General features: G+C 66.0%; 1 protein-coding gene. It reads right to left on the bottom strand.

The features are described from left to right. Nucleotides 1–29: 29 nt before the first annotated feature. Nucleotides 30–25,652 carry a BapA/Bap/LapF family large adhesin gene (locus AB7M33_RS04710; RefSeq protein ID WP_454242505.1) on the bottom strand — a complete coding sequence of 8,541 codons (25,623 nt, stop codon included), beginning with the start codon at nt 25,650–25,652 and terminating at the stop codon, nt 30–32. Nucleotides 25,653–25,656: the final 4 nt, after the last annotated feature.

Below are 25,656 nucleotides of genomic sequence, written 5' to 3'. Positions count from 1 at the left end.
GGCGATTGCCCGGCGGGATTGCAGCGGCCTCAGACGACATGGATACCGTTCTGCACCCACAGGTGATGGCTCGGATCCTCCTGGGCCGTGTATTGGTTATAGTCGATGCCGTCGGCAGTTTGGTTCCCGACCAGCGCCCAGTTGTCCGTCATGTGAACCGAGTCCTTTTCATCCCCCTTGATGACCAGTGTGTCGTTGCCGGTTTCGGTGATCGCGACCACGTCCGCCAGGTTCAGGGTCAACGCCACCGAGCTGGTGTCGTTGAGGTCGATCACTTCGATGTCGTGGACCCGTCCGACCAGGTTGCCCAGGTCGATGCTGGCATCGCCGCCGCCCCACAGCAGGGTGTCGTTGCCGTTGCCACCCTCGACGCTGGCGAAGTTCTGGTCGACCACCACCAGGGTGTCATCGCCCGCACCACCCAGCAGGGTGATGTGGCCGCCTTGGCTGCCATCGAGGTGGTCATTGCCATCGGTGCCGGCAATCACTTCGCTGGAGGCCACGGCCGCGAGACTGGCCAGTGCCACGCCTTCGTCACCGCTGTCGGCCAGCAGCGAGCTGGTGGCCGTGAAGTTGGCGGCGTTGTCCAGGCTGATGGTCAGGTTGGCGGTGTCGGTGGTGCCGTTGGGGTGGGTCAGCTCGTAGGTGAAGGTTTCATGCTGGCCAATCACCGCATTGGTCAGCCCGGCGTTGAGGGTGTAGGTGTAGCTGCCATCTGCTTGCACCAGCAGGGTGCCGTAGCTGCCCGCCACACTGACCCCGTTGTAGCCTGGGATGGTGTAGGTGTTGGCCGCCGTCATCACACTCAGCACGGTCAATGGCGAGCCAAGGTTGTCGTCGGCCAACAGGTTGCCGGTGACCGCCGTGGCGCCGCTGACCACGAACTCGGTCAGGTGCGTGGTGGTGGCGTTGACGCTGGTGGTGATCGAACTGGCCAGGCCGATGCCGCCCGCGGTGACGCGCACGTGGTAGGTGCCTGCCCCCTGGTTCTGGAACGTGTAGCCTGCACCACCGCCGAGCAGGCTGATCAGCGAGCCGCCGCCGACCGACTGCACCAGCACGTACTGGCCGGTCGCTGGGTTGAGTTTGAGCAGGTCGATGGTGGTGCCATTGAGCAAGCTCAGCAAGTTGGTGGAGTTGACCACCACTTGCAGGTTGGCCGTGGTGTCAGCGGCAACGCTGGTGGTGTAGGTGGCCTGGCGTGTGCCGATCAAAGGCAGGCCCAGTGTGCCCAGCGAGGCTGTACTGGTGTCCACCCGGTTGGCCAGGGTGAGGTGGCTGGTGCCGGCGTCGTTGACCGCGTCGAGCACTGTGGCCGGTGCACTGTAGTTGGTGTCGCTCCAGATCTCCGTGGCTTGTGGGCTGTCGATGCGCACATACAGGTTGGCCGCATCGGAGGCGCCGTTGGCGTGCAGCAACTGGTAACTGAACACATCGACCTTGCCGACGCTCGATGGGCTGCCGTTAGGCGTGTACGTGTAGCTGCCGTCACCGCGGATCACCAGGGTGCCGTACAGGCCCTGCACCGTGGTGGCGCTGCCCGCCGACACATAGCTGCCGTTCTTCATCACCTGCAGCACGGCGGCGCTGTCCGGGCCAAGGGCGTCGACGCTGCCGTCGGTGCCAACGTCGGTAATGACGTTGCCGGTTTTTGCCGTGCCGGTGCCGGTGAACTGCGTGAGGCTGGTGGTCTCGATGTCCAGCGTGGTGGTCACGTTGGTGACCAGGCCGATGCCGCCACTGCCGACCGTCAGGCGATAGTCACCGGCCTGCAGCTCGCCGATGTCGACACGAAGGCCCTGGCCCAGCGGCAGCAGGATGAGGTCGAGCAGGCCTTGGCTGGTGCCCGTGGCCAAGGTCACCCAGTTGCCGGCAGCGTTCTTCACTTGCAGGGTGAAGGTGGCGTTGTCGAGCAGCGACAGTGCGCTGCTGGTGGTCAGGGTCAGCGTTGGGTCCACGGTGGTGCCGGCACCGACCGTCCAGGTGTAGGTCTTGGTGAAGCCTGCCAGCAAGGTGGTGAAGCTGTCCTGATAGCTGCGCGAGCTGACCACCGGTGCCAGGTTGACCTCGGCGGTCACCAGGTTGTCGCTGGCGATTACCGGGGCGTTGGCATCGACGTCTGGTGCGGTGATGTTGACGTTACCGGACACGTTGCCGCGCCCGTCGCTGAGGGTCACCGACAGCAACTGGCCGTTGTCCTGAGGCGGGCTCAGGGTCACGGTGAAGTTGCCGTCCGGTTGCACCACCGCCGTTTGCAGCACGGTGCCGTTGGCACTGCGCACGGTGACGGTGGCGCCCACTTCGCCGCTACCGGTGAGGGTGCTGCCGTCGGCGCTGATCGCCAGGTTGCCGGCGGCTGCAGGCGGGGTCAGGTCCGGTGCAGTGAGCGCAGTGCCGGTCGAGACATTGCCTGCACCGTCGGTGAGGGTGACGCTCAAGGCCTGGTTGTCAATCTGCGCCGCAGTCAGGCTGACCACGAACAGGCCGTTGCTGCCCACCGTGGCCGTGCCGATGACAGTGCCTGCGCCGTTGCGCACCGTGACGGTGCTGCCGACCTGGCCAGAGCCGCTGACGGCCGTACCGTTGGCGTTGATGGTGGCCAGTGGCGCGGCTGGCGGTGTGGTGTCCGGCGCCGTCACGTTGACGCTGCTGGACAGGTTGCCGGTAGGGTCGGACTGGCGTACCACCAGCAGTTGCCCATCGTTTTGCTGTGTGGTCAGGGTGATGGTGAACGTGCCATCGGCTTGAACCACGGCCGAGCCCAGCGGGCCGTTCGGGCCTTGCACGGTCACGGTTGCACCCGCCTCGCCACGCCCTGTGAGCTCGGTGCCAGCGCCATTGATGACCAGGTTGGTCGGCGCGGCCGGTGGCTGCACGTCGATGGCGGTGACGCTGGTGCTGCCAGACACGTTGCCTGCCGCGTCAGCCTGGCTCACGCCCAATACCTGGCCGTTGAGCTGCGGGGTATTGAGGTTGATGCTGAACGCGCCACCGGCATTCACTTGCCCAGTGCCGAGCACGTTGTTGCTGGCGTCGCGCACGGTTACCGTGGCCCCGGCTTCACCGGTACCACTCAGTACCAGGCCGTTGGCAGACAGGCCGGTCACCACCGGGTTGGCCGGTGGCGTGATGTCGGCGGCCTGCACGAAGGTCGGTTGCGATTCGCCGCCCACCAGCGCCACAGCCGTCACGGTCAGGTGCTGGCCGTTGAGCTGCGCCGCGTTCAGTTGCAGGGTGAAGGTGCCATTGAGGGTGGCCCCGCCGGTGCCGATCAGGTTGCCGGCGGCATCGTAGACGCGGATACCGACGCCGCTCGGCGCATTGCCCTGCAAGGTCAGGCCATCGCTGCCCAGGGTCACGTTGGTTGGCGGCACGGGCGGTGCTACCAATGGCGTGACATAGGTCGCGACCGCGGAGGTGTTGAAGCCGTCAGATTGCGTCACCCCCAGCGTAGCCAGAATACCCGCAGGCGGTACCAGCGTGACCTGGAAGTTGCCGGCAGCATCCACTTGGCCAGTGCCCAGCACAGTGCCACCGCGGCTGACGGTGACGATCGCATTCGGCTCGCCTTTACCGGTCAGCACGTCGAAGGTGTTGTTGATGGCCATGTCTGTGACCACGGCAGGTGGCGAGGTGTCGTTGGTCTGGTAGCTGGCAGGCAGCGAGCTGTTGCCGGCATCGTCGGTGGACACCACTGTCAGCAGTTGGCCGTTGTTTTGGGCTGGGTTGAGGGTGACGGTGAATTGGCCGTTTGCAGGGACTTCCACCTCGCCGACCACATTGTTGTTCGGCCCGCGAACGGTGACGGTGGTACCCGCTTCGGCGGTACCGGTCATCGAGGTGCCGGCCGGGTTGAGCAGCAGGTCGCTCGGCTGTACCGGTGGCGTCAGGTCTGGCGCGGTCACTTGCAGTGGTGCGGATGGGTTGCCGGTGGCGTCCTGGGCGATGAGGGTCAGCACTTCGCCGTTGATTTGCGCCGCGTTCAGGTCGAGCACGAAGGTGCCGTCCGGGTCGACCGAGACCTGGCCAAGCAGGTCGCCCTGGTTGTTGACCACGGTGACCCGTGAGCCGGGTTCGCCGGTGCCGATCAGCTGGGTGCCGCTGTCGTTGATCGTGGCGATCACCGAGGCGGGCGGTGTGATGTCTACTGCCGTGGTCGTGCTGATCGGCGAGACGTTGTTGCGGCCATCGGTCAGGGTCACTTGCAGCACCTGCCCGTTCAGCTGCGCCGAGCTCAGGTTGACCTGGAACGTACCGTCCGCGTCCACCTGGACCGTGCCGATTTGCGTGATGCCGGCGTAGACCCTAACGGTCGCACCCGCTTCGCCGACGCCGCTGAGCAGATCGCCCGCTGCGTTGAGCCGCAGTTCGGTCGCGGCCTCCGGTGGCGTGAGGTCCGGCGCCCGGACGTTGACCGGCGCACTGATGTTGCCGGGTGGGTCGGCTTGCTGTACCGACAGGATTTCGTAGTTGATTTGTGGCGGTGTCAGTTCGACACGGAAGCTGCCGTCGGCCAGTACGATTCCAGAGCCCAGCACCGCGCCTGCGGCGTTGCTGACGGTGACGGTTGCACCGGCTTCGCCCAGGCCGATGACCACGCTGCCGTCGAGCGAGATGTCGACATCGGTGAGCGCGGCGGGTGGGGTGAAGTCTGGCGTCAGCAGGGTAGCCGCTGGCGACACGTTGCCGGCAGTGTCGGTCTGGGTGAAGCTGAGCAGCTCGCTGTTACCCAGTGCTGGGCTGAGGATCACGGTGAAATGGCCGCTGGCATCGACAGTGGCCCTGCCAACCTCGCTGCCATCTGGCCCGGTGACGATCAACAGCGCGCCGACCTCGCCGCGGCCGGTGAGGGTGATGCCATCGCTGGAAATAGCCAGCTCGGTTGGCGCGGTGGGTGGGGTGGTATCCGGCGCGGTGATTGGGCTGGCAGCCGACTGGTTGCCAGCGGCATCGGTCAGCACGACTTGCACTTGCTGGCCGTTGGCCTGAGGCGCGTTGAGGTCGACCTGGAAGCTGCCGTCGCCACGCACCACCGCAGTGCCCAGCACGCTGCCATCGGCGGCCAGCACGCGCACAGTGCTGCCCGCTTCGCCGGTACCGTTGAGCAGGCTGCCGCCACCGGCAAAGGCCAGGTTCTCGGCGGCATCGGGCGCCACGCGGTCCGGCGCGATAAGGCTGATGCTGTTGGATTCGTTGCCGGCGGCATCGGACTGGCTGGCGCTGAGCTGTTCGCCATTGATCTGCGCGCTGCCCAGGTTGATGCTGAAGTTGCCATTGGCATCGACCACACCAGTGCCGAGGTCGACGCCACCTTCACCGATCACGGTGACGGTGGCACCCGGCTCGCCGCGGCCACTGAGGACCAGCCCATCGCTGGACAGCACGACGTTGGCCAGTGGCAGCGGCGCCGTGGTGTCCGGTGCCTGCAGGGTGGCTGGCAGCGACGTGCTGCCATCGGTGCCTACCGCACTCACATGCAGCACTTCGCCGTTGGCCTGGACGCTGCCGAGGTTGACCGTGAAGGTGCCGTCGTTGGCGACCGGGGCTGTGCCCAGCAATACGCCGTTGGGGCCGTAGACAGTGACCGTGCTGCCTGGCGTTGCCGTGCCGGTTACTACCAGGCCATCAGCGGCCAGTACCAGGTTGTCGGGCGTCTCTGGCGCCAGGATGCCCGGTGCGGTGACGGTTTGTGCAGGTGAAACGTTCTGCGCGGCATCGGCCTGCACCACGCTGAGGCTTTCGCCGGTGATGGCGGCAGGTGACAGGTTGACCGTGAAGCTGCCATCGGCGCCCACCGTGGCCGTGCCCAGTGCGGTACCGTCCGGTGCGCGAACGGTGACCGTGGCGTTGGCTTCGCCGGTACCGGTGAGGGTCGCGCCATTGGCGGAGACCGCCAGGTTGGCGACTGCGGCGGGTGGCGTGGTATCGGCTGCGGTGTACGGCGCGGCCGGCGACACGTTGCCTGCGGCATCGGTGGCGGTTACCTGCAAGGTCTGGCCGTTGGTCTGGGCACTGTTCAGGGTGACCTGGAAAGTGCCGTTGCTGCCAGCTACCGCAGTGCCCAGCACGTTGCCAGAGGCATCGCGCACGGTCACGGTACTGCCGGCTTCCGCACTGCCGGTCAACTGCAGGCCAGTGGCGGCCAAGGCCAGCGCGGTTGGGGCAGGCGGTGGGGTGAAGTCCGGCGCGGTGACCGCCACGGCGGTGGAGGTGTTATTGCCTGCGTCGGTCTGGGTCACGCTCAAGTGCTGGGCGTTGAGTTGAGCGTTGTCCAGGGTCAGGGTGAAGCTGCCGTTGGCGCTTACCAGGCCGGTACCGATGATGGTGCCATCCGGGCCGCGCACGGTGACGGTGGCGCCGGCTTCGCCGAGGCCGGTCAGGGTCAGGCCGTTGTTGTTCAGCACCACATTGGTCAGCGGCGCTGGTGGGGTCAGGTCAGGGGTGGTGACATTGACCGCTGGCGAGGTATTGCCAGCCGCATCCACCTGCGTGACGCCGATGGCCTGGCCGGTGGCTTGCGGGGTGTCGAAGACCACCGTGAAGCGGCCATCGGCCCCGACCACGGCCGTGCCGAGCACAGTCCCGGCGGCATTGCGCACCTGGACAGTGGCACCTGCCTCACCGCTGCCCGACAGCTGCTTGCCGTCCTGGCTCAGTACGGGGTTGCTGATGGCTGCAGGCGGCGTGCGGTCTGGCGTGGCCAGGCTGGCCGGGCCAGAAATGTTGCCGGCGGCGTCGCTGAGCGTGACCTGCAGCGGGCTGCCGCTGGTTTGCGCGCTCGGCAGGGTGATCTGGAACTGGCCGAGTTGGTTGACGGTGCCGGTGGCCAGAATGGCGCCGCTGGCATCGCGTACGGTGACGGTGGCACCGGCCTCACCTTCGCCGCTGAGCACGGTGGCCGCGCTGTTGAGGCTGAGGTTGCTGGCCGCCAGCGGCGCCTGCAGGTCAGGGGCCTGCAAGGTGGCTGCGAGCGACACGTTACCGGCCGCATCGGCCTGGGTGACGATCAGGTTCTGGGCATTGGTCAGCGGTGGCGCGAAGCTGATGCTGAACAAGCCATTGCTGCCGACGGTGGCAGTGCCAAGCACGTCGCCTTGGGCATTGACCACACGTACGGTCGCACCCACTTCGCCATGGCCGGTCAGCGTGCTGCCGGTGCGGTCGATGCCATCCACGATCGGGGCGGCTGGCGCGGTGGTGTCGTTGGCCACGAGGGTGGCGGGTACCGATGGGTCGCCATCGACCGTGGTGCGCGCGGTGACCACCAAGGTCTCGCCATTGAGCTGGGCATTCTGGAAGAACACCCGGAAGGTGCCATCGCTACCCACCGTTGCCGTGCCCAAGGTAATGCCGCCCGAGGTTACGGTGATCAGTGACCCGACGGTGCCTTGGCCGGTGAGCAGGAAGCCGTCGGCGCTGATGGCAAGGCCGCTTGGGGTAACGGCTTCGGTGCCATCCGGGCCCTCCAGCGAAACGGGGGTGGACTCGTTGCCGGCAGGGTCGATCACCACCACGTCGACGGTTTCGCCCTCCGCCAGTGGCGGCGTGACGGGTACCACGAAGGTACCGTCCGGCCCGACGGTTTCGCTGCCGCGTTCACTGCCATCCGGGTTGCGGATGACGACTGTACTGCCAGGTTCGGCGCCGCCGCCGACCACGCTGCCATCCGGGCTGACGGTGACCCCCGTGGCCGGGAGTGGGTCGGTGGTATCGGGTGCCGTGACGGTGATGGGCGCAGCGCTGTTGGCCCCGTCGCTGACTACCACGGTCACGGGTTCACCGTTGGTCTGCGGAGTTGGCAGCGTCACGCTGAAGCTGCCGTCAGGGTTCACCGGCTCGGTGGTCTCGTTGCCGGCTGCATCCCGCACCGTCACCGTCGTTGCGCCCGGCGCGTTGCCGGTCACGGTGGTGCCATCCGGGCTGACCTCCACCTCGGTGGGCAGTGCCGGCGGGGTGATGTCCGGTGCAATGATCTGGGTGGGCAGGGACTCGTTGCCCGCGGCGTCGGTCAAGGTGACCTCCAGCGCCTGGCCATCGAGTTGCGCAGGGGACAACGGCACCGTGAAGTTACCGCCTGCTGGCACAACCACAGAGCCCAAGAGGCTGCCGTCAGGGGCGCGCACTTCGACGGTCGAACCTGCCTCACCGGTACCCTGGATGGCGTTGCCGCCCGGGGTAATGGTAAGCCCGGCCGGCGCGGTGGGTGCCGTACTGTCGTCGGCCGTGAAGGTGGCCGATGGCGAGGCATTGCCGTCGTTATCGATCAATACCACCGACAGCACTTCGCCGTTGGTCTGGGCGGGTGTGAGGGTGACGGTGAAGGTGCCGTCGCCATTCACCGGGATGGTGCCCAGCAAGTCCCCGGCAGCGTTGCGTACTTCCACGGTGCTGCCGGGCTCGCCCTGGCCGCTGAGTTCCGTGCCTGTCGGGTCCAGGCCCAGGCCTTGCGCAGCCTCCGGTGCCTCGAGATCAGGTGCGGTCACGAGGGCGGCGGGGGAGTCATTGCCGGCGCTGTCGGCCTGGGTGACGGACAGGGTCTGGCCATTGAGCTGTGGCGGGTCGATGGTCACGCGGAAGCTGCCATCGGCCTCGACCACGGCGGTGCCCACGACTGTGCCAGCCGTGCCGGTCACGGTTACCGTCGCACCGGGTTCACCGGTGCCGGTGAGGGTTCGGCCATCAGCGGACAACGTGGTGCCTGTCGGGGTATCCGGTGCCTCGCTGTCGGGTGCCGGCAGGGTGACGGCGGTGGACAGGTTGCCGGTTGGGTCGCGTTGTTCCACGGTCAGTGCCTGGCCGTTGGTCTGCGGCGGGTCCAGGGTGATTTCGAATGCGCCGTTAGCGCCGACCACAACGGTGCCCAGCACGCTGCCATCCGGCGCGCGTACGGTCACAGTTGCATCGGGTTCACCGGTGCCGGTGACGGTCAGGCCCGCGCCATCGATGGCTACCTCGCCAACCGCTTGCGGTGGCGTGGTATCAGGCGCCGTGAAGTTGACCGGGCCTGCGCTGTTGCCGAGGCTGTCGGTGGCGTCTACGGTCAGGCTTTCGCCATTGCGCTGGGGCTGGTTGAGGGTGACGTCGAAGCGGCCGTCGCCACCCACCGTGGTGGTGCCCAGAATGGTGCCATCTTCTGCACGCACGGTGATGGTCGAGCCGCTCTGGCCCTGCCCGGTGAGGTGGAGGCCGTTGGTATCGATGGCCAGGCCCGAAGGCTGCAGCGGGCCATCCAGGTCAGGCGCGTTGACGGTTGCGGTAGAGGTGTTGCCTGCAGCGTCGCGCAGGGTTACGTCCAGTTCCTGGCCGTCGGTTTGCGGCGGGGTCAGGACCACGCTGATGACGCCATTGGCACCCACTTGGGCGTTGCCCAGCACATCGCCCTGGGCGTTGGTGACCTGCACGGTGGTGCCAGGCTCGCCGCGACCGGTGAGGGTGCTGCCATCGGCGCTCAGTTGCAGGTCGCTGGCCTGGTTCGGCGGGGTGATATCAGGGGCAATGATCTGGGTCGGCAGCGAGTTGTTGCCATCGGCATCGATGGCGACTACATCCAGTGTTTCGCCGTTGGCCTGCGCTGGCGTGAGGCCGATGGTGAAGCCGCCGCCAGGGCCGGCCTGGGCACTGCCCAGCACATTACCCTGTGCGTCGCGCACCTCGACCTGCGTGCCCGCAGGGGCACTGCCGCTGATGGACGAGCCGTCGGCTGCCAGCACCAGCCCGCTCGGGCTTTCGGGCAGCGGTGCATCGGCAACGATGACGGCGATGCCCACCGACTCATTACCCGCAGCATCGGTTTGCACCAGGACGATGGCCTGGCCTGCCGCCAGCGGCGTTTCGAGGTCAACCACGAAGGTGCCGTTCGGGGCGACGGTGCCGGTGCCGATGACCGTGCCATCGGTATCTTTCACCTCCACTTTGGCGCCGGCTTCGCCGCGGCCGGAGACCGCCAGGCTGCCGGCACCCGCGACGACGTCAGTGATGATCGCCGGTGCGGTGATGTCCGCTGCCACGTAACTCAGTGGCACCGAGGTGTTACCCGCGGCATCGACCACGGTGATGGCCAAGGTTTCGCCATTGGCCTGGATCGGGTCCAGGGTGAGGGTGAAGGTGCCGTCGGGTTCGGCGATGGCGCTGCCGATCAAGTTGCCTGACGCGTCGTGGACGTTCACTCGGGCGCCAGGTTCGGCGCTACCGGTCAGGCTGATGCCCTCGCTGAGGACAAGGTCGGTAGGTTGCAGCGGCGCGGCGAGGTCTGGCGTGAGCACCGAGCTCGGTTGCGAGGTATTGCCAGCGGCATCGGTCAAGGTCACCTGCAGCGACGAGCCGTCTGCAACCGAGGGGGGCAGCTGCACGGTGAAGTCGCCACCGGGTTGTACCGTTCCCGTGACCACCACCTGGCCCTGATCGTTGCGAACCTCCACGGTCGCGCCAGGTTCGCCGCGGCCAGAGAGGGTAAGCCCATCATTGCTGACCACCAAGTTGGTGGCCGGCTCCGGTGGCGTGGTGTCGCCATTGTCGATATCTGGTGCGGTAACGCTGCCGGCCGTCGAGGTATTGCCTGCGGTATCGGTGGCCGTGACTTGCAGCTGTTCGCCATCCACCTGTGCCGGGGTAAGGGTGATGCTGAAGGCACCGCTCGGGCCGACCAGAACGCTGCCCAGCTCGGTGCCATCGGCCGCCAGGACGCGCACTGTGCTGCCCACTTCGGCACGCCCGGTGACCACGCTGCCATCGGTGCTGACGGCCAGTTCGGTAGGTGTGATAGGCGCAGTGATGTCCGGTGCGTTGACTTGTACCGGCAGGGACGATGCGCCGGTGCTGTCGATTGCCACTACATCCAGCAGTTCGCCGTTGGCTTGTGCTGGCGTGAGCACGACGGTGAAGGTGCCTTCGGCGCCGACCACCACGCTGCCGACCACGTTGCCGTCAGCATCGTGGACCTCCACGCGGCTGCCGACCGGGGCGGACCCGCTGATGCTGGTGCCGTCTTCGGCGACCACCAGCTCGCTCGGGCTGGCCGGCGCGGTGGTCACAGGGACATCGAATTGCAGGGCTTCGGAGGCGTTGCCGCTCGCGTCGGTCTGCACCAGGCTCAGGCGCTCGCCTGGCAGTGCCGCCGGGTCGAGGTCAATCAGGAAGGTGCCGTTGGCCAAGACAGTGCCGATGCCGATCACATTACCCTCGGCGTCGCGCACCTCCACGCTGGCACCCGCTTCACCACGGCCGCTCAAGGCCAGGCCGTCGGCGCCGACGACAATATTGCTCACCGCAGCAGGCGGTGTGATGTCCGGTGCATCGAATTGCAGTGGGGCAGAGCTGTTGCCGGCGGCGTCCACCAGGCGGATATCCAGCACTTCACCATTGGCCTGGGCAGGCGTAAGGGTGAGGCTGAAGCTGCCGTTCTCGTTGACCAGGCCGGTGCCGATGATGTCGCCCGCAGCGTCGCGCACCTGTACGGTGGCGCCAGGTTCGCCGCTACCCGTGAGGGTGACGCCGTCGACCAGTTCCAGGCCGGTAGGTTGCTCTGGCGCTTGCAGGTCTGGCGAGGTCACCGAACCAGGTTCAGAGGCGTTGCCTGCCGCGTCGGTCAGCACCACTTGCAAGGTGCTGCCGTCTTTCACTGCCGGGTCCAGGGTGATCTGGAAGGTGCCATCCGGGTTGACCAAGCCGCTGGCCACGAGGTTGCCCTCGGCATCACGGACTTGAACAGTGGCCCCGGCTTCGCCACGACCGTTGAGCTGGCTGCCGGCGAGGGCGATGACCAGGTTGGTGGGTGCATCTGGTGGCGTGGTGTCGCCGCCGTCGATATCCGGCGCGGTGACCGTACCGGCGGTTGAGGCGTTGCCTGCAGCATCGGTCGCAGTAACTTGCAGCACCTCGCCATCGACTTGAGGCGGATCAAGGGTGATGTTGAAGGTGCCAGTCGGGCCGACCAAGGCGCTGCCCAGTTCGGTGCCATCAGCTGCCAGCACCCGCACGGTGCTGCCCGGTTCGGCACGGCCGGTGACGACGCTGCCGTCGGCGTTGATCGCCAGTTCACTCGGCGCAGTCGGCGCGGTGATGTCGGGTGCGTTGATTTGTACCGGCAGGGACGACGCGCCGGTGCCATCGATTGCCACCAGGTCGAGCAGTTCGCCGTTGGCTTGTGCCGGGTTGAGGATGACGGTGAAGGTACCTTCGGCACCCACCACCACGCTGCCGACCAGCGTGCCATCGGCATCGCGCACTTCCACACGGCTGCCGACCGGGGCGGAACCGCTGATGCTGGTGCCGTCTTCGGCGACCACCAGGTCGCTCGGGCTGGCTGGCGTGGTGGTCGAGGGTACGTCGTACTCGAAGGCTATGGATGCATTGCCGCTTGGGTCGGTCTGCACCAGGCTCAGGCGCTCGCCTGGCAGTGCCGCCGGGTCGAGGTCGATCAGGAAGGTGCCGTTGGCCAAGACAGTGCCGGTGCCGATCACATTACCCTCGGCGTCGCGCACCTCCACGCTGGCACCCGCTTCACCACGGCCGCTCAAGGCCAGGCCGTCGGCGCCGACGACAATATTGCTCACCGCAGCAGGCGGCGTGATGTCCGGTGCATCGAATGGCAGCGGGGTAGAGCTGTTGCCGGCGGCGTCCACCAGGCGGATGTCCAGCACTTCACCATTGGCCTGAGCTGGGAACAGGGTGAGGCTGAAGCTGCCATTCTCGTTGACCAGGCCGGTACCGATGATGTCGCCCGCAGCGTCGCGCACCTGCACGGTGGCGCCAGGTTCGCCGCTACCCGTGAGGGTGACGCCGTTGGCCAGTTCCAGGCCGGTAGGCTGCTCTGGCGCTTGCAGGTCTGGCGAAGTCACCGAACCAGGTTCAGAGGCGTTGCCTGCTGCGTCGGTCAGCACCACTTGCAGGGTGCTGCCGTCTTTCACGGCTGGGTCCAGGGTGATCTGGAAGGTGCCATCCGGGTTGACCGAGCCGCTTGCCACGAGGTTGCCCTCGGCATCACGGACTTGAACAGTGGCCCCGGCTTCACCACGACCATTCAGCTGGCTGCCGGCGAGGGCGATGACCAGGTTGGTGGGTGCATCTGGTGGCGTGGTGTCGCCGCCGTCGATATCCGGCGCGGTGACCGTACCGGCGGTTGAGGCGTTGCCTGCAGCATCGGTCGCAGTAACTTGCAGCACCTCGCCATCGACTTGAGGCGGATCAAGGGTGATGTTGAAGGTGCCAGTCGGGCCGACCAAGGCGCTGCCCAGTTCGGTGCCATCAGCTGCCAGCACCCGCACGGTGCTGCCCGGTTCGGCACGGCCGGTGACGACGCTGCCGTCGGCGTTGATCGCCAGTTCACTCGGCGCAGTCGGCGCGGTGATGTCGGGTGCGCTGATTTGTACCGGCAGGGACGACGCGCCGGTGCCATCGATTGCCACCAGGTCGAGCAGTTCGCCGTTGGCTTGTGCCGGGTTGAGGATGACGGTGAAGGTACCTTCGGCACCCACCACCACGCTGCCGACCAGCGTGCCATCGGCATCGCGCACTTCCACACGGCTGCCGACCGGGGCGGAACCGGTGATGCTGGTGCCGTCTTCGGCGACCACCAGGTCGCTCGGGCTGGCCGGTGTGGTGGTCACAGGGACATCGAATTGCAGGGCTTCGGAGGCGTTGCCGCTTGGGTCGGTCTGCACCAGGCTCAGGCGCTCGCCTGGCAGTGCCGCCGGGTCGAGGTCGATCAGGAAGGTGCCGTTGGCCAAGACAGTACCGGTGCCGATCACATTACCCTCGGCGTCGCGCACCTCCACGCTGGCACCCGCTTCACCACGGCCGCTCAAGGCCAGGCCGTCGGCGCCGACGACAATATTGCTCACCGCAGCAGGCGGCGTGATGTCCGGTGCATCGAATGGCAGCGGGGTAGAGCTGTTGCCGGCGGCGTCCACCAGGCGGATGTCCAGCACTTCACCATTGGCCTGAGCTGGGAACAGGGTGAGGCTGAAGCTGCCGTTCTCGTTGACCAGGCCGGTACCAATGATGTCGCCCGCAGCGTCGCGCACCTGTACGGTGGCGCCAGGTTCACCGCTACCCGTGAGGGTGACGCCGTTGGCCAGTTCCAGGCCGGTAGGTTGCTCTGGCGCTTGCAGGTCTGGCGAGGTCACCGAACCAGGTTCAGAGGCGTTGCCTGCTGCGTCGGTCAGCACCACTTGCAGGGTGCTGCCGTCTTTCACGGCCGGATCCAGGGTGATCTGGAAGGTGCCATCCGGGTTGACCGAGCCGCTTGCCACGAGGTTGCCCTCGGCATCACGGACTTGCACCGTGGCCCCAGCTTCGCCGCGGCCATTGAGCTGGCTGCCGGCGAGAGCGATGACCAGGTTGGTGGGTGCGTCTGGTGGCGTGGTGTCGCCGCCGTCGATGTCCGGCGCGGTGACCGTACCGGCGGTTGAGGCGTTGCCTGCAGCATCGGTCGCAGTAACTTGCAGCACCTCGCCATCGACTTGAGGCGGATCGAGGGTGATGTTGAAGGTGCCAGTCGGGCCGACCAAGGCGCTGCCCAGTTCGGTGCCATCAGCTGCCAGCACCCGCACGGTGCTGCCCGGTTCGGCACGGCCGGTGACGACGCTGCCGTCGGCGTTGATCGCCAGTTCACTCGGCGCAGTCGGCGCGGTGATGTCTGGCGCAAAGATTTGCGTAGGCACGGACGACAGACCGTTGTCATCAATGGCCACAACATCGAGCAGTTCGCCGTTGGCTTGGGCCGGGTCGAGCACGATAGTGAAGGTGCCATCGGCACCTGCCACGACACTGCCGATCAGCGTGCCATTGGCATCGTGCACTTCCACACGGGTTCCCGCTGGCGCGTTGCCGGTCAGGCTGGTGCCATCGGCATTGATCGCCAGCTCGCTTGGGCTGGCCGGGGCGGTGATCAGTGGTACGTCGTATTCAAAGGCGACGGACGTGTTACCGCTCGGGTCGGTCTGTACCAGGCTCAGGTGCTCGCCGGGTTGCGCTGCCGGGTCGAGGTCGATGAGGAAGGTGCCGTTGGCCAAGACAGTGCCGGTGCCGATCACAGTGCCCTCGGCGTCACGCACTTGCACAGTGGCGCCGGCTTCGCCGCGGCCGCTGAGGACCAGGCCGTCGGAGCCGACGGCAATATTGCTGACGGCGGCAGGCGGTGTGATGTCCGGTGCATCGAATTGGAGTGGGGCAGAGCTGTTGCCGGCGGCGTCCACCAGGCGAACGTCCAGCGCTTCGCCATTCGCTTGAGCAGGGCTCAGCGTCAGGCTGAAGCTGCCATCTGCGCCTACGAGTCCGGTACCAATCACAGTGCCCGCAGCGTCGCGGACTTGAACAGTGGCACCCGGTTCACCGCGACCGGTAAGGGTCACGCCTTCGGCCAAGGCCAGGCCTGTGGGTTGGTCTGGGGCTTGCAGGTCTGGCGAGGTGACCGAGCCTGGTTCAGACGCGTTGCCTGCCGCGTCGGTCAGCACCACTTGCAGCGTGCTGCCATCGTTAACGGCTGGATCAAGGGCGATTACAAAATTGCCGTCCGCGCCTACGGTGCCAGTCGCCAGCACATTGCCAGCGGCGTCACGTACCTGCACCGTGGCCCCGGCTTCGCCGCGGCCGCTGAGCTGGCTGCCGGCGAGGCCGATCACCAGGTTGGTCGGTGCGTTGGGTGGGGTGGTGTCCACACCGTCGATATCCGGCGCGGTGACGGAGCTGGCAAGCGACGTGTTACCAGCAACATCGGTCGCGGTGGCCTGCAACACTTCGCCATCGACCTGAGGCGGGTCGAGGGTGATGTTGAACACGCCGGTTGGGCCGACCAGGGCGCTGCCCAGTTCAGTGCCATCGGCGGCGAGAATACGCACGGTGCTACCCGGTTCGGCACGGCCGGTGACGACAGTGCCGTTGGCGCTGACGGCCAGTTCACTGGGTGCGGCTGGCGCGGTGATGTCCGGCGCGGTGATCTGCGCAGGCACGGACGACAAGCCGGTGTCGTCAATGGCCACAACATCGAGCAGTTCGCCGTTGGCTTGGGCCGGGTCGAGCACGATAGTAAAGGTGCCATCGTCACCTGCCACGACACTGCCGATCAGCGTGCCATTGGCATCGTGTACCTCTACACGGGTTCCAGCGGGTGCGTTGCCGGTCAGGCTGGTGCCATCGGCATTAATGGCCAGTTCGCTCGGGCTGGCCGGGGCGGTGGTCAGCGGCACATCGTATTCGAGGGCAACGGACGCGTTGCCGCTTGGGTCGACCTGCACCAGGCTCAGGTGTTCGCCTGGTTGCGCAGCCGGGTCGAGGTTGATCAGGAAGGTACCATTGGCAGTGACGACGCCGCGGCCAAGCAGGTTGCCATCCGCGTCGCGCACCTCAACGGTGGCACCCGCTTCCCCGCGACCGCCCAAGACCAAGCCGCCAGGGCCGACCTGGATGTTACTGACCGCATCCGGTGGGGTGATGTCCGGCGCATTGAACTGCAGGGCAGCGGAGCTATTGCCAGCGGCATCGACCAGGCGGATATCCAGGGCTTCGCCATTGGCCTGCGCAGGGCTCAGCGTCAGGCTGAACGTGCCATCCGCGTTGACCAGCCCGGTACCGATCACAGTACCGGCAGCGTCGCGTACTTGTACGGTGGCGCCAGGTTCGCCGCGGCCGGTGAAGGTGATGCCATTGGCCAGGGCAAGGTCGGTGGGTTGCGCAGGAGGCAGTAGGTCTTGCGAGGTGACCGAGCCAGGTTGAGAAACGTTGCCCGCCGCATCGGTCAGGGTCACTTGCAGGGTGCTGCCGTCGATGACGGCCGGGTCCAGCGTCAGCACAAAGGTGCCATCTGCACTCACGGTGCCAGTCTCCAGCACATTGCCGGCGGCATCCCGCACCTGAACGGTAGTACCTGCTTCGCCACGGCCAGTCAGTTGGTGGCCGGCTAGGCCGATTACCAAATCAACAGGCGCGTCCGGCGGCGTGGTATCGCCGCCGTCGATATCCGGTGCGGTGACGGAACTGGCGGTGGAGGTATTGCCAGCGGCATCGGTAGCCGTGGCTTGTAGAACCTCCCCATCAACTTGAGGCGGGTCGAGGCTGATGTTGAACACGCCAGTCGGGCCGACCAGGGCGCTGCCCAGTTCCGTGCCATCGGCGGCGAGAATACGAACAGTGCTACCTGGTTCGGCACGGCCGGTGACAACGGTGCCGTTTGCGCTGACGGCCAGCTCACTCGGCGCGGCTGGCGCGGTGATGTCCGGCGCGGTGATCTGTGCGGGCAGGGACGACAGGCCGGTGTCATCGATGGCGACGACATCGAGCAGTTCGCCGTTGGCTTGTGGTGGCGTGAGTTCAAGGGTGAAGGTGCCGTCGGCACCGGCAATGGCGCTGCCGATCAGCGTGCCGTTGGCATCATGGACCTCTACGCGGCTGCCCGCTGGCGCGGAACCGGTCAGGGTGGTGCCATCGGCATCGATGGCCAGGTCGCTTGGGCTGGCGGGGGCAGTGGTTTGTGGTACGTCGTATTCGAGGGCAACCGAAGTGTTGCCGCTTGGGTCGGTCTGCACCAGGCTCAGGTGTTCGCCTGGTTGGGCAGCCGGGTCAAGGTCAATCAGGAAGGTGCCGTTGGCCAAGACTGTGCCTGTACCAATCACATTGCCGTTGGCATCGCGGACTTCCACGGTGGCCCCGGCTTCGCCGCGACCGCTCAATACCAGACCTCCAGCGCCGACCACAATGTTGCTGACGGCATCAGGCGGAGTGATATCCGGTGCATCGAACTGCAGTGGGGTCGAGCTGTTACCAGCGGCGTCCACCAGACGAATATCCAGCGCTTCTCCGTTCGCTTGAGCCAGGGAGAGCGTCAGGCTGAAGCTGCCATCTGCGCCCACAAGCCCGGTGCCAATCACAGTGCCCGCAGCATCGCGAACTTGAACGGTGGCACCCGGTTCACCGCGACCCGTGAGGGTCACGCCATCAGCCAGGGCCAGGTCAGTTGGCTGCGCAGGTGGCAGCAGGTCTTGCGAGGTGACCGAGCCTGGCTGCGAAACGTTGCCCGCGGCATCGGTCAAGGTCACCTGCAGGGTGCTGCCGTCGATTACGGCAGGATCAAGGGCGATTACAAAATTACCATCCGCGCCAACGGTGCCAGTCGCCAACACATTGCCGGCGGCATCACGCACCTGAACCGTAGTGCCCGCTTCGCCGCGGCCAGTCAGCTGATGGCCAGCAAGGCCGATCAGCAGGTTGGTCGGTGCGTTGGGGGGCGTGGTGTCCACGCCGTCGATATCCGGCGCGGTGACGGAGCTGGCAAACGACGTATTGCCAGCGACATCGGTCGCGGTGGCCTGCAGTACTTCACCATCGACCTGAGGCGGGTCGAGGGTGATGCTAAACACGCCAGTTGGTCCGACCAGTGCGCTGCCCAGTTCAGTGCCATCGGCGGCGAGAATACGGACGGTGCTACCCGGTTCGGCACGGCCAGTTACTACAGTGCCGTTGGCGCTGACGGCCAGCTCACTCGGCGCGGCAGGCGCGGTGATGTCCGGCGCGGTGATCTGTGCGGGCAGAGAAGACAGGCCGGTGTCATCGATGGCGACGACATCGAGCAATTCACCGTTGGCTTGCGGTGGCGTGAGTTCAAGGGTGAAGGTGCCGTCGGCACCGGCAATGGCGCTGCCGATCAGCGTGCCGTTGGCATCATGGACCTCTACGCGGCTGCCCGCTGGCGCGGTACCGGTCAGGGTGGTGCCATCGGCATCAATGGCCAAGTCGCTCGGACTTGCAGGGGCGGTGGTCTGAGGTACGTCGTATTCGAGGGCAACGGAAGCGTTGCCGCTTGCGTCGGTCTGCACCAGGCTCAGTTGCTCGCCTGGTTGGGCAGCCGGGTCAAGGTCAATCAGGAAGGTGCCGTTGGCCAAGACAGTGCCGGTACCAATCACATTGCCGTTGGCATCGCGGACTTCCACGGTGGCCCCGGCTTCGCCGCGCCCGCTGAGGGCCAGGCCACCAGCGCCGACCACGATATTGCTGACGGCATCAGGCGGAGTAATGTCCGGCGCGTCGAATTGCAGCGGGGTCGAGCTGTTACCAGCGGCGTCCACCAGACGAATATCCAGTGCCTCGCCATTCGCTTGAGCCGGGGAGAGGGTTACGCTGAATAAGCCATCTGCACCCACCACTCCGGTGCCGATTACGGTGCCCGCAGCATCCCTCACTTGCACAGTGGCGCCTGGTTCGCCGCGACCGGAGAAGGTCACGCCTTCAGCCAGGGCCAGGTCAGTTGGCTGCGCAGGTGGCAGCAGGTCTTGCGAGGTGACCGAGCCAGGCTGCGAAACGTTACCCGCAGCATCGGTCAGAATTACTTGCAGTGTGCTGCCGTCGATCACAGCCGGGTCCAGCGTCAGCACAAAGGTGCCATCTGCACTCACGGTGCCAGTCGCCAGCACATTGCCGGCGGCATCCCGCACCTGCACGGTAGTACCCGCTTCGCCACGGCCAGTCAGTTGGTGGCCAGCGAGGCCGATCACCAGGTTGGTCGGAGCGTTGGGTGGCGTGGTGTCCACGCCGTCGATATCCGGCGCGGTGACGGAGCTGGCAAGCGAAGTGTTGCCAGCGGCATCGGTTGCGGTGGCCTGCAGAACTTCGCTATCAATCTGGGGCGGGTCGAGGTTGATGCTGAACACGCCGGTTGGCCCGACCAAGGCGCTGCCCAGCTCGGAGCCATCGGCGGCGAGAATACGGACGGTGCTACCCGGTTCGGCGCGGCCGGTAACGACGGTGCCGTTGGCGCTGACGGCCAGTTCACTCGGTGCGGCTGGTGCAGTGATGTCCGGTGCGGTGATTTGTGCAGGCAGAGACGACATGCCCGTGTCATCGATGGCGACGACATCGAGCAATTCACCGTTGGCTTGCGGTGGTGTGAGTTCAATGGTGAAGGTGCCATCTGCGCCGGCAATGGCGCTGCCAATCAGTGTGCCATTGGCATCGTGCACCTCCACACGGCTGCCCGCTGGCGCGGAACCGGTCAGGGTGGTGCCATCGGCATCAATCGCGAGGTCACTTGGGCTGGCCGGGGCGGTGGTTTGTGGTACGTCGTATTCGAGGGCAACGGAAGTGTTGCCGCTTGGGTCCGTCTGCACCAGGCTCAGGTGTTCGCCTGGTTGCGCAGCCGGGTCGAGATCCATCAGGAAGGTGCCATTGGCCAGGACGGTGCCGGTACCGATCACATTGCCGTTGGCATCGCGCACTTCCACGGTGGCACCGGCTTCGCCGCGACCGCTTAGGACCAAGCCACCAGCGCCGACCACGATGTTGCTGACAGCATCAGGCGGAGTGATGTCCGGTGCATCGAATTGCAGTGGGGTCGAGCTGTTGCCTGCGGCATCCACCAGACGGATGTCCAGTGCTTCGCCATTCGCTTGGGCAGGGCTGAGCGTCAGGCTGAAAGTGCCATCTGCGTTGACCAGTCCGGTACCTATCACAGAGCCTGCGGCGTCGCGCACTTGAACCGTGGCGCCTGGTTCACCGCGACCAGTAAGGGTCACGCCTTCAACCAGGGCCAAATCAGTCGGTTGTGCTGGTGGCAGCAGGTCTTGCGAGGTGACCGAACCTGGCTGCGAAACATTGCCCGCGGCATCGGTCAGGGTCACTTGCAGGGTGCTGCCATCGATCACGGCAGGATCCAGGGTCAGCAGGAAGGTGCCATCTGCACCCACAGTGCCAGTCGCCAGCACATTGCCGTCGGCATCACGCACCTGAACCGTAGTCCCCGCTTCGCCTCGGCCAGTCAGTTGGTGGCCAGCGAGACCGATCACCAAATCAACAGGCGCGTCAGGCGGTGTGGTATCGCCGCCGTCGATATCCGGTGCGGTGACGGAGCTGGCAACCGAAGTATTACCGGCAGCGTCAGTTGCGGTGGCTTGCAGTACTTCGCCATCAATCTGGGGCGGATCTAGGTTGATACTGAATACGCCAGTTGGGCCGACCAAGGCGCTGCCTAGTTCGGTGCCATCGGCGGCGAGAATACGGACGGTGCTACCCGGTTCGGCACGGCCGGTGACAACGGTGCCGTTGGCGCTGACCGCCAGTTCACTTGGTGCGGCTGGCGCGGTGATGTCCGGTGCAGTGATTTGTGCAGGCAGGGATGACAGACCCGTGTCATCGATGGCGACGACATCGAGCAGCTCGCCGTTGGCTTGTGGTGGCGTGAGTTCAATGGTGAAGGTGCCATCGGCCCCGGCAATGGCGCTGCCGACCAGCGTGCCGTTGGCATCGTGCACTTCTACGCGGCTGCCCGCTGGTGCGGTACCGGTCAGGGTGGTGCCATCGGCATCGATGGCCAGGTCGCTTGGGCTGGCGGGGGCGGTGGTCTGAGGGACGTCGTATTCAAGGGCAACGGAAGTGTTGCCGCTTGCGTCGGTCTGCACCAGGCTCAGGTGCTCGCCGGGTTGCGCTGCCGGGTCGAGGTCGATCAAGAACGTGCCGTTGGCCAATACAGTGCCTGTGCCAATCACATTGCCGTTGGCATCACGCACTTCCACAGTGGCCCCGGCTTCGCCGCGACCGCTGAGGACCAGCCCACCAGTGCCGACAACGATGTTGCTGACGGCATCAGGCGGAGTAATGTCCGGTGCGTCGAATTGCAGTGGGGTCGAGCTGTTGCCAGCGGCATCCACCAGACGGATGTCCAGTGCTTCGCCGTTCGCTTGAGCGGGTGAAAGGGTCAGGCTGAAGCTGCCATCTGCGCCCACCAGCCCGGTGCCAATCACGTTGCCGGCAGCATCGCGAACTTGAACGGTGGCGCCAGGCTCGCCGCGACCGGTGAGGGTCACGCCATCAGCCAGGGCCAGGTCAGTTGGCTGCGCAGGTGGCAGCAGGTCTTGGGAGGTGACCGAACCTGGCTGCGAAACATTGCCCGCGGCATCGGTCAGGGTGACTTGCAGGGTGCTGCCATCGATCACGGCAGGATCCAGGGTCAGCAGGAAGGTGCCATCTGCACCCACAGTGCCAGTCGCCAGCACATTGCCGTCGGCATCACGCACCTGAACCGTAGTCCCCGCTTCGCCTCGGCCAGTCAGTTGGTGGCCAGCGAGGCCGATCACCAAATCAACAGGCGCGTCAGGCGGTGTGATATCGCCGCCGTCGATATCCGGTGCGGTAACGGAGCTGGCGGTGGAGGTATTGCCAGCGCTATCGGTAGCCGTGGCTTGTAGAACCTCTCCATCAACCTGAGGCGGATCGAGATTAATGCTGAACACGCCAGTCGGGCCGACCAGAGCGCTGCCAAGTTCAGTGCCGTCGGCGGCGAGAATACGAACGGTGCTACCCGGTTCGGCGCGGCCGGTAACGACGGTGCCGTTGGCGCTGACGGCCAGTTCACTCGGTGCGGCTGGTGCAGTGATGTCTGGTGCCGTGATTTGTACAGGCAGGGATGACAGACCCGTGTCATCGATGGCGACGACATCCAACAACTCGCCGTTGGCTTGTGGTGGATTGAGTTCAATCGTGAAGGTGCCATCGGCACCGGCAATAGCGCTGCCGACCAGCGTCCCGTTGGCATCGTGCACTTCTACGCGGCTGCCCGCTGGTGCGGTACCGGTGAGGGTGGTGCCATCGGCATCGATGGCGAGATCGCTCGGGCTTGCAGGGGCTGTGGTCGTTGGTACGTCGTACTCAAGGGCAACCGAAGCGTTGCCGCTCGGGTCGGTCTGCACCAGGCTCAGGTGTTCGCCGGGTTGCGCTGCCGGGTCGAGATCGATCAGGAAGGTGCCATTGGCCAGGACGGTACCGGTACCGATCACATTGCCGTTGGCATCTCGCACTTCCACAGTGGCCCCGGCTTCGCCGCGACCACTGAGGACCAGCCCACCAGCGCCGACCACGATGTTGCTGACGGCATCAGGCGGAGTAATGTCCGGCGCGTCGAATTGCAGTGGTGCAGAGCTGTTGCCAGCGGCGTCCACCAGACGAATATCCAGCGCTTCGCCGTTCGCTTGAGCCGGGGAGAGCGTCAGGCTGAAGCTGCCATCTGCGCCCACCAGCCCGGTGCCAATCACGTTGCCCGCAGCGTCCCGCACTTGCACGGTGGCGCCAGGCTCGCCGCGACCGGTGAGGGTCACGCCATCGGCCAGGGCCAGGTCAGTCGGCTGCGCAGGTGGCACTAGGTCTTGCGAGGTGACCGAGCCCGGTTGCGAAACATTGCCCGCCGCATCGGTCAGGGTCACCTGCAGGGTGCTGCCATCAATCACGGCAGGGTCCAGCGTCAGCAGGAAGGTGCCATCTGCACCCACAGTGCCAGTGGCCAACACATTGCCGGCGGCATCACGCACCTGAACCGTAGTGCCCGCTTCGCCGCGGCCAGTCAGTTGGTGGCCAGCGAGACCGATCACCAAATCAACAGGCGCGTCAGGCGGTGTGGTATCGCCGCCGTCGATATCCGGTGCGGTGACGGAGCTGGCAACCGAAGTATTACCGGCAGCGTCAGTTGCGGTGGCCTGCAGTACTTCGCCATCAATCTGGGGCGGATCGAGGGTGATGCTGAATACGCCAGTCGGCCCGACCAGGGCGCTGCCCAGTTCAGTGCCATCGGCGGCGAGAATACGGACGGTGCTACCCGGTTCGGCACGGCCGGTGACAACGGTGCCGTTGGCGCTGACCGCCAGTTCACTCGGCGCGGCTGGTGCAGTGATGTCCGGCGCGTTGATTTGTGCGGGCAGAGAAGACAGGCCGGTGTCATCGATGGCGACGACATCCAACAACTCGCCGTTGGCTTGTGGTGGATTGAGTTCAATGGTGAAGGTGCCGTCGGCACCGGCAATGGCGCTGCCGACCAGTGTGCCGTTGGCATCATGGACCTCTACGCGGCTGCCCGCTGGCGCGGAACCGGTCAGGGTGGTGCCATCGGCATCGATGGCCAGGTCGCTTGGGCTGGCAGGGGCGGTGGTCGTTGGTACGTCGTACTCAAGGGCAACCGAAGCGTTGCCGCTCGGGTCGGTCTGCACCAGGCTCAGGTGTTCGCCCGGTTGCACAGCTGGATTGAGGTCGATCAGGAAGGTGCCGTTGGCCAAGACTGTGCCGGTACCAATCACATTGCCGTTGGCATCGCGGACTTCCACGGTGGCCCCGGCTTCGCCGCGCCCGCTGAGGGCCAGGCCACCAGCGCCGACCACGATATTGCTGACGGCATCAGGCGGAGTGATGTCCGGTGCATCGAATTGCAGTGGGGTCGAGCTGTTGCCTGCGGCATCCACCAGACGGATGTCCAGTGCTTCGCCATTCGCTTGGGCCGGGCTGAGCGTCAGGCTGAAAGTGCCATCTGCGTTGACCAGTCCGGTACCTATCACAGTGCCTGCGGCGTCGCGCACTTGAACCGTGGCGCCTGGTTCACCGCGACCAGTAAGGGTCACGCCTTCAACCAGGGCCAAATCAGTCGGTTGTGCTGGTGGCAGCAGGTCTTGGGAGGTGACCGAGCCAGGCTGCGAAACGTTACCCGCCGCATCGGTCAGGGTCACCTGCAGGGTGCTGCCATCAATCACAGCCGGGTCCAGCGTCAGCACAAAGGTGCCATCTGCACCCACAGTGCCAGTCGCCAGCACATTGCCGGCGGCATCACGCACCTGCACGGTGGTACCCGCTTCGCCACGGCCTGTCAGCTGGTGGCCAGCAAGGCCGACTACCAGATCCACAGGTGCATCCGGCGCCGTGGTATCCGGAGGCGTTTCAACATCCGGGGCCGTAATGCCAGCAGCCGGCGATGTATTGCCGGCTGCGTCCTGTGCGGTCACTTCCAATGCCTGGCCATCGGTCTGCGGTGGCTGCAAATTGATGCTGAACTGCCCGTCAGCACCCGCCACCGCGCTGCCCAGCAATACGCCACCCGCACCTCGCACCGCCACCGTCGAGCCGGGTTCGGCGCGGCCGGTGAGGGTGGTGCCCTGTTCGTTGATGGCAAGATCGGTCGGTGCCAGCGGTGCCGTTGCATCCGGGGCGGTGACGCTGCCGGGGGCCGAGACATTGCCCGCACCATCGGTCAGGGTGACTTCAAGGTTTTCGCTGTTGATCTGCGGGGGATTCAACGCAACGTTGAAGCTGCCATCGGCACCGACCGTGCCGCTGCCGATCAGGTTGCCCGCGCCGTCGCGAATATTCACCGTGCTGCCGGCTTCGCCGCGGCCCGTCAGGCGCAGGCCATCAGGGGACACCAGCAGGTCGATCGGCGTGGCCGGCGCCGTGGTGTCGCCTGGGTCCGAGCCACCACTGCTGCCACCGCTGCTGTTGTCGGCCGCCGCCGCCGCGCCGCCAATACCCAGCAGGCTGAGCCCGGCAATGGCCCAGGTCGGCATCGCGCTGCCCGCCACACCGATACCCGCGACCAGTTCATCCAGCGAGGCCACTTCGTCGAAAGTAAAGCCCGTAAAAGCCACCGCATCGTAGTTCGCATGCCACAGGGTGCCGTCCTCACCGACGAAGACGATGTCGCTGCCGACGCCGGCCTGATCCACGGCGAAGAAGTTGCCGATAGTGACCTTCTCGCCCGACTTCAGGGTGACGATCAGGTCTTGTCCGCGCTGGGTGACGGTTGCCACTTTATCGGGGGAAACCGGCATCTGCACGACGCCTGGCCCGTTGAGACTGACATTGCCCCAGGCACTCTGGGTGGCGACTGCGGATTGCTTATCGGCGACGACGATGTTGTCCATGGAT

This window comes from Pseudomonas sp. Y3 TE3536, from assembly GCF_053629175.1.
This window is presented reverse-complemented; position numbering and strand designations above follow the sequence as displayed.

Coding starts and splice junctions, on each gene's coding strand:
- AB7M33_RS04710 (WP_454242505.1), bottom strand. CDS start 25,652: ATGGACAACATCGTCGTCGCCGATAAGCAATCCGCAGTCGCCACCCAG.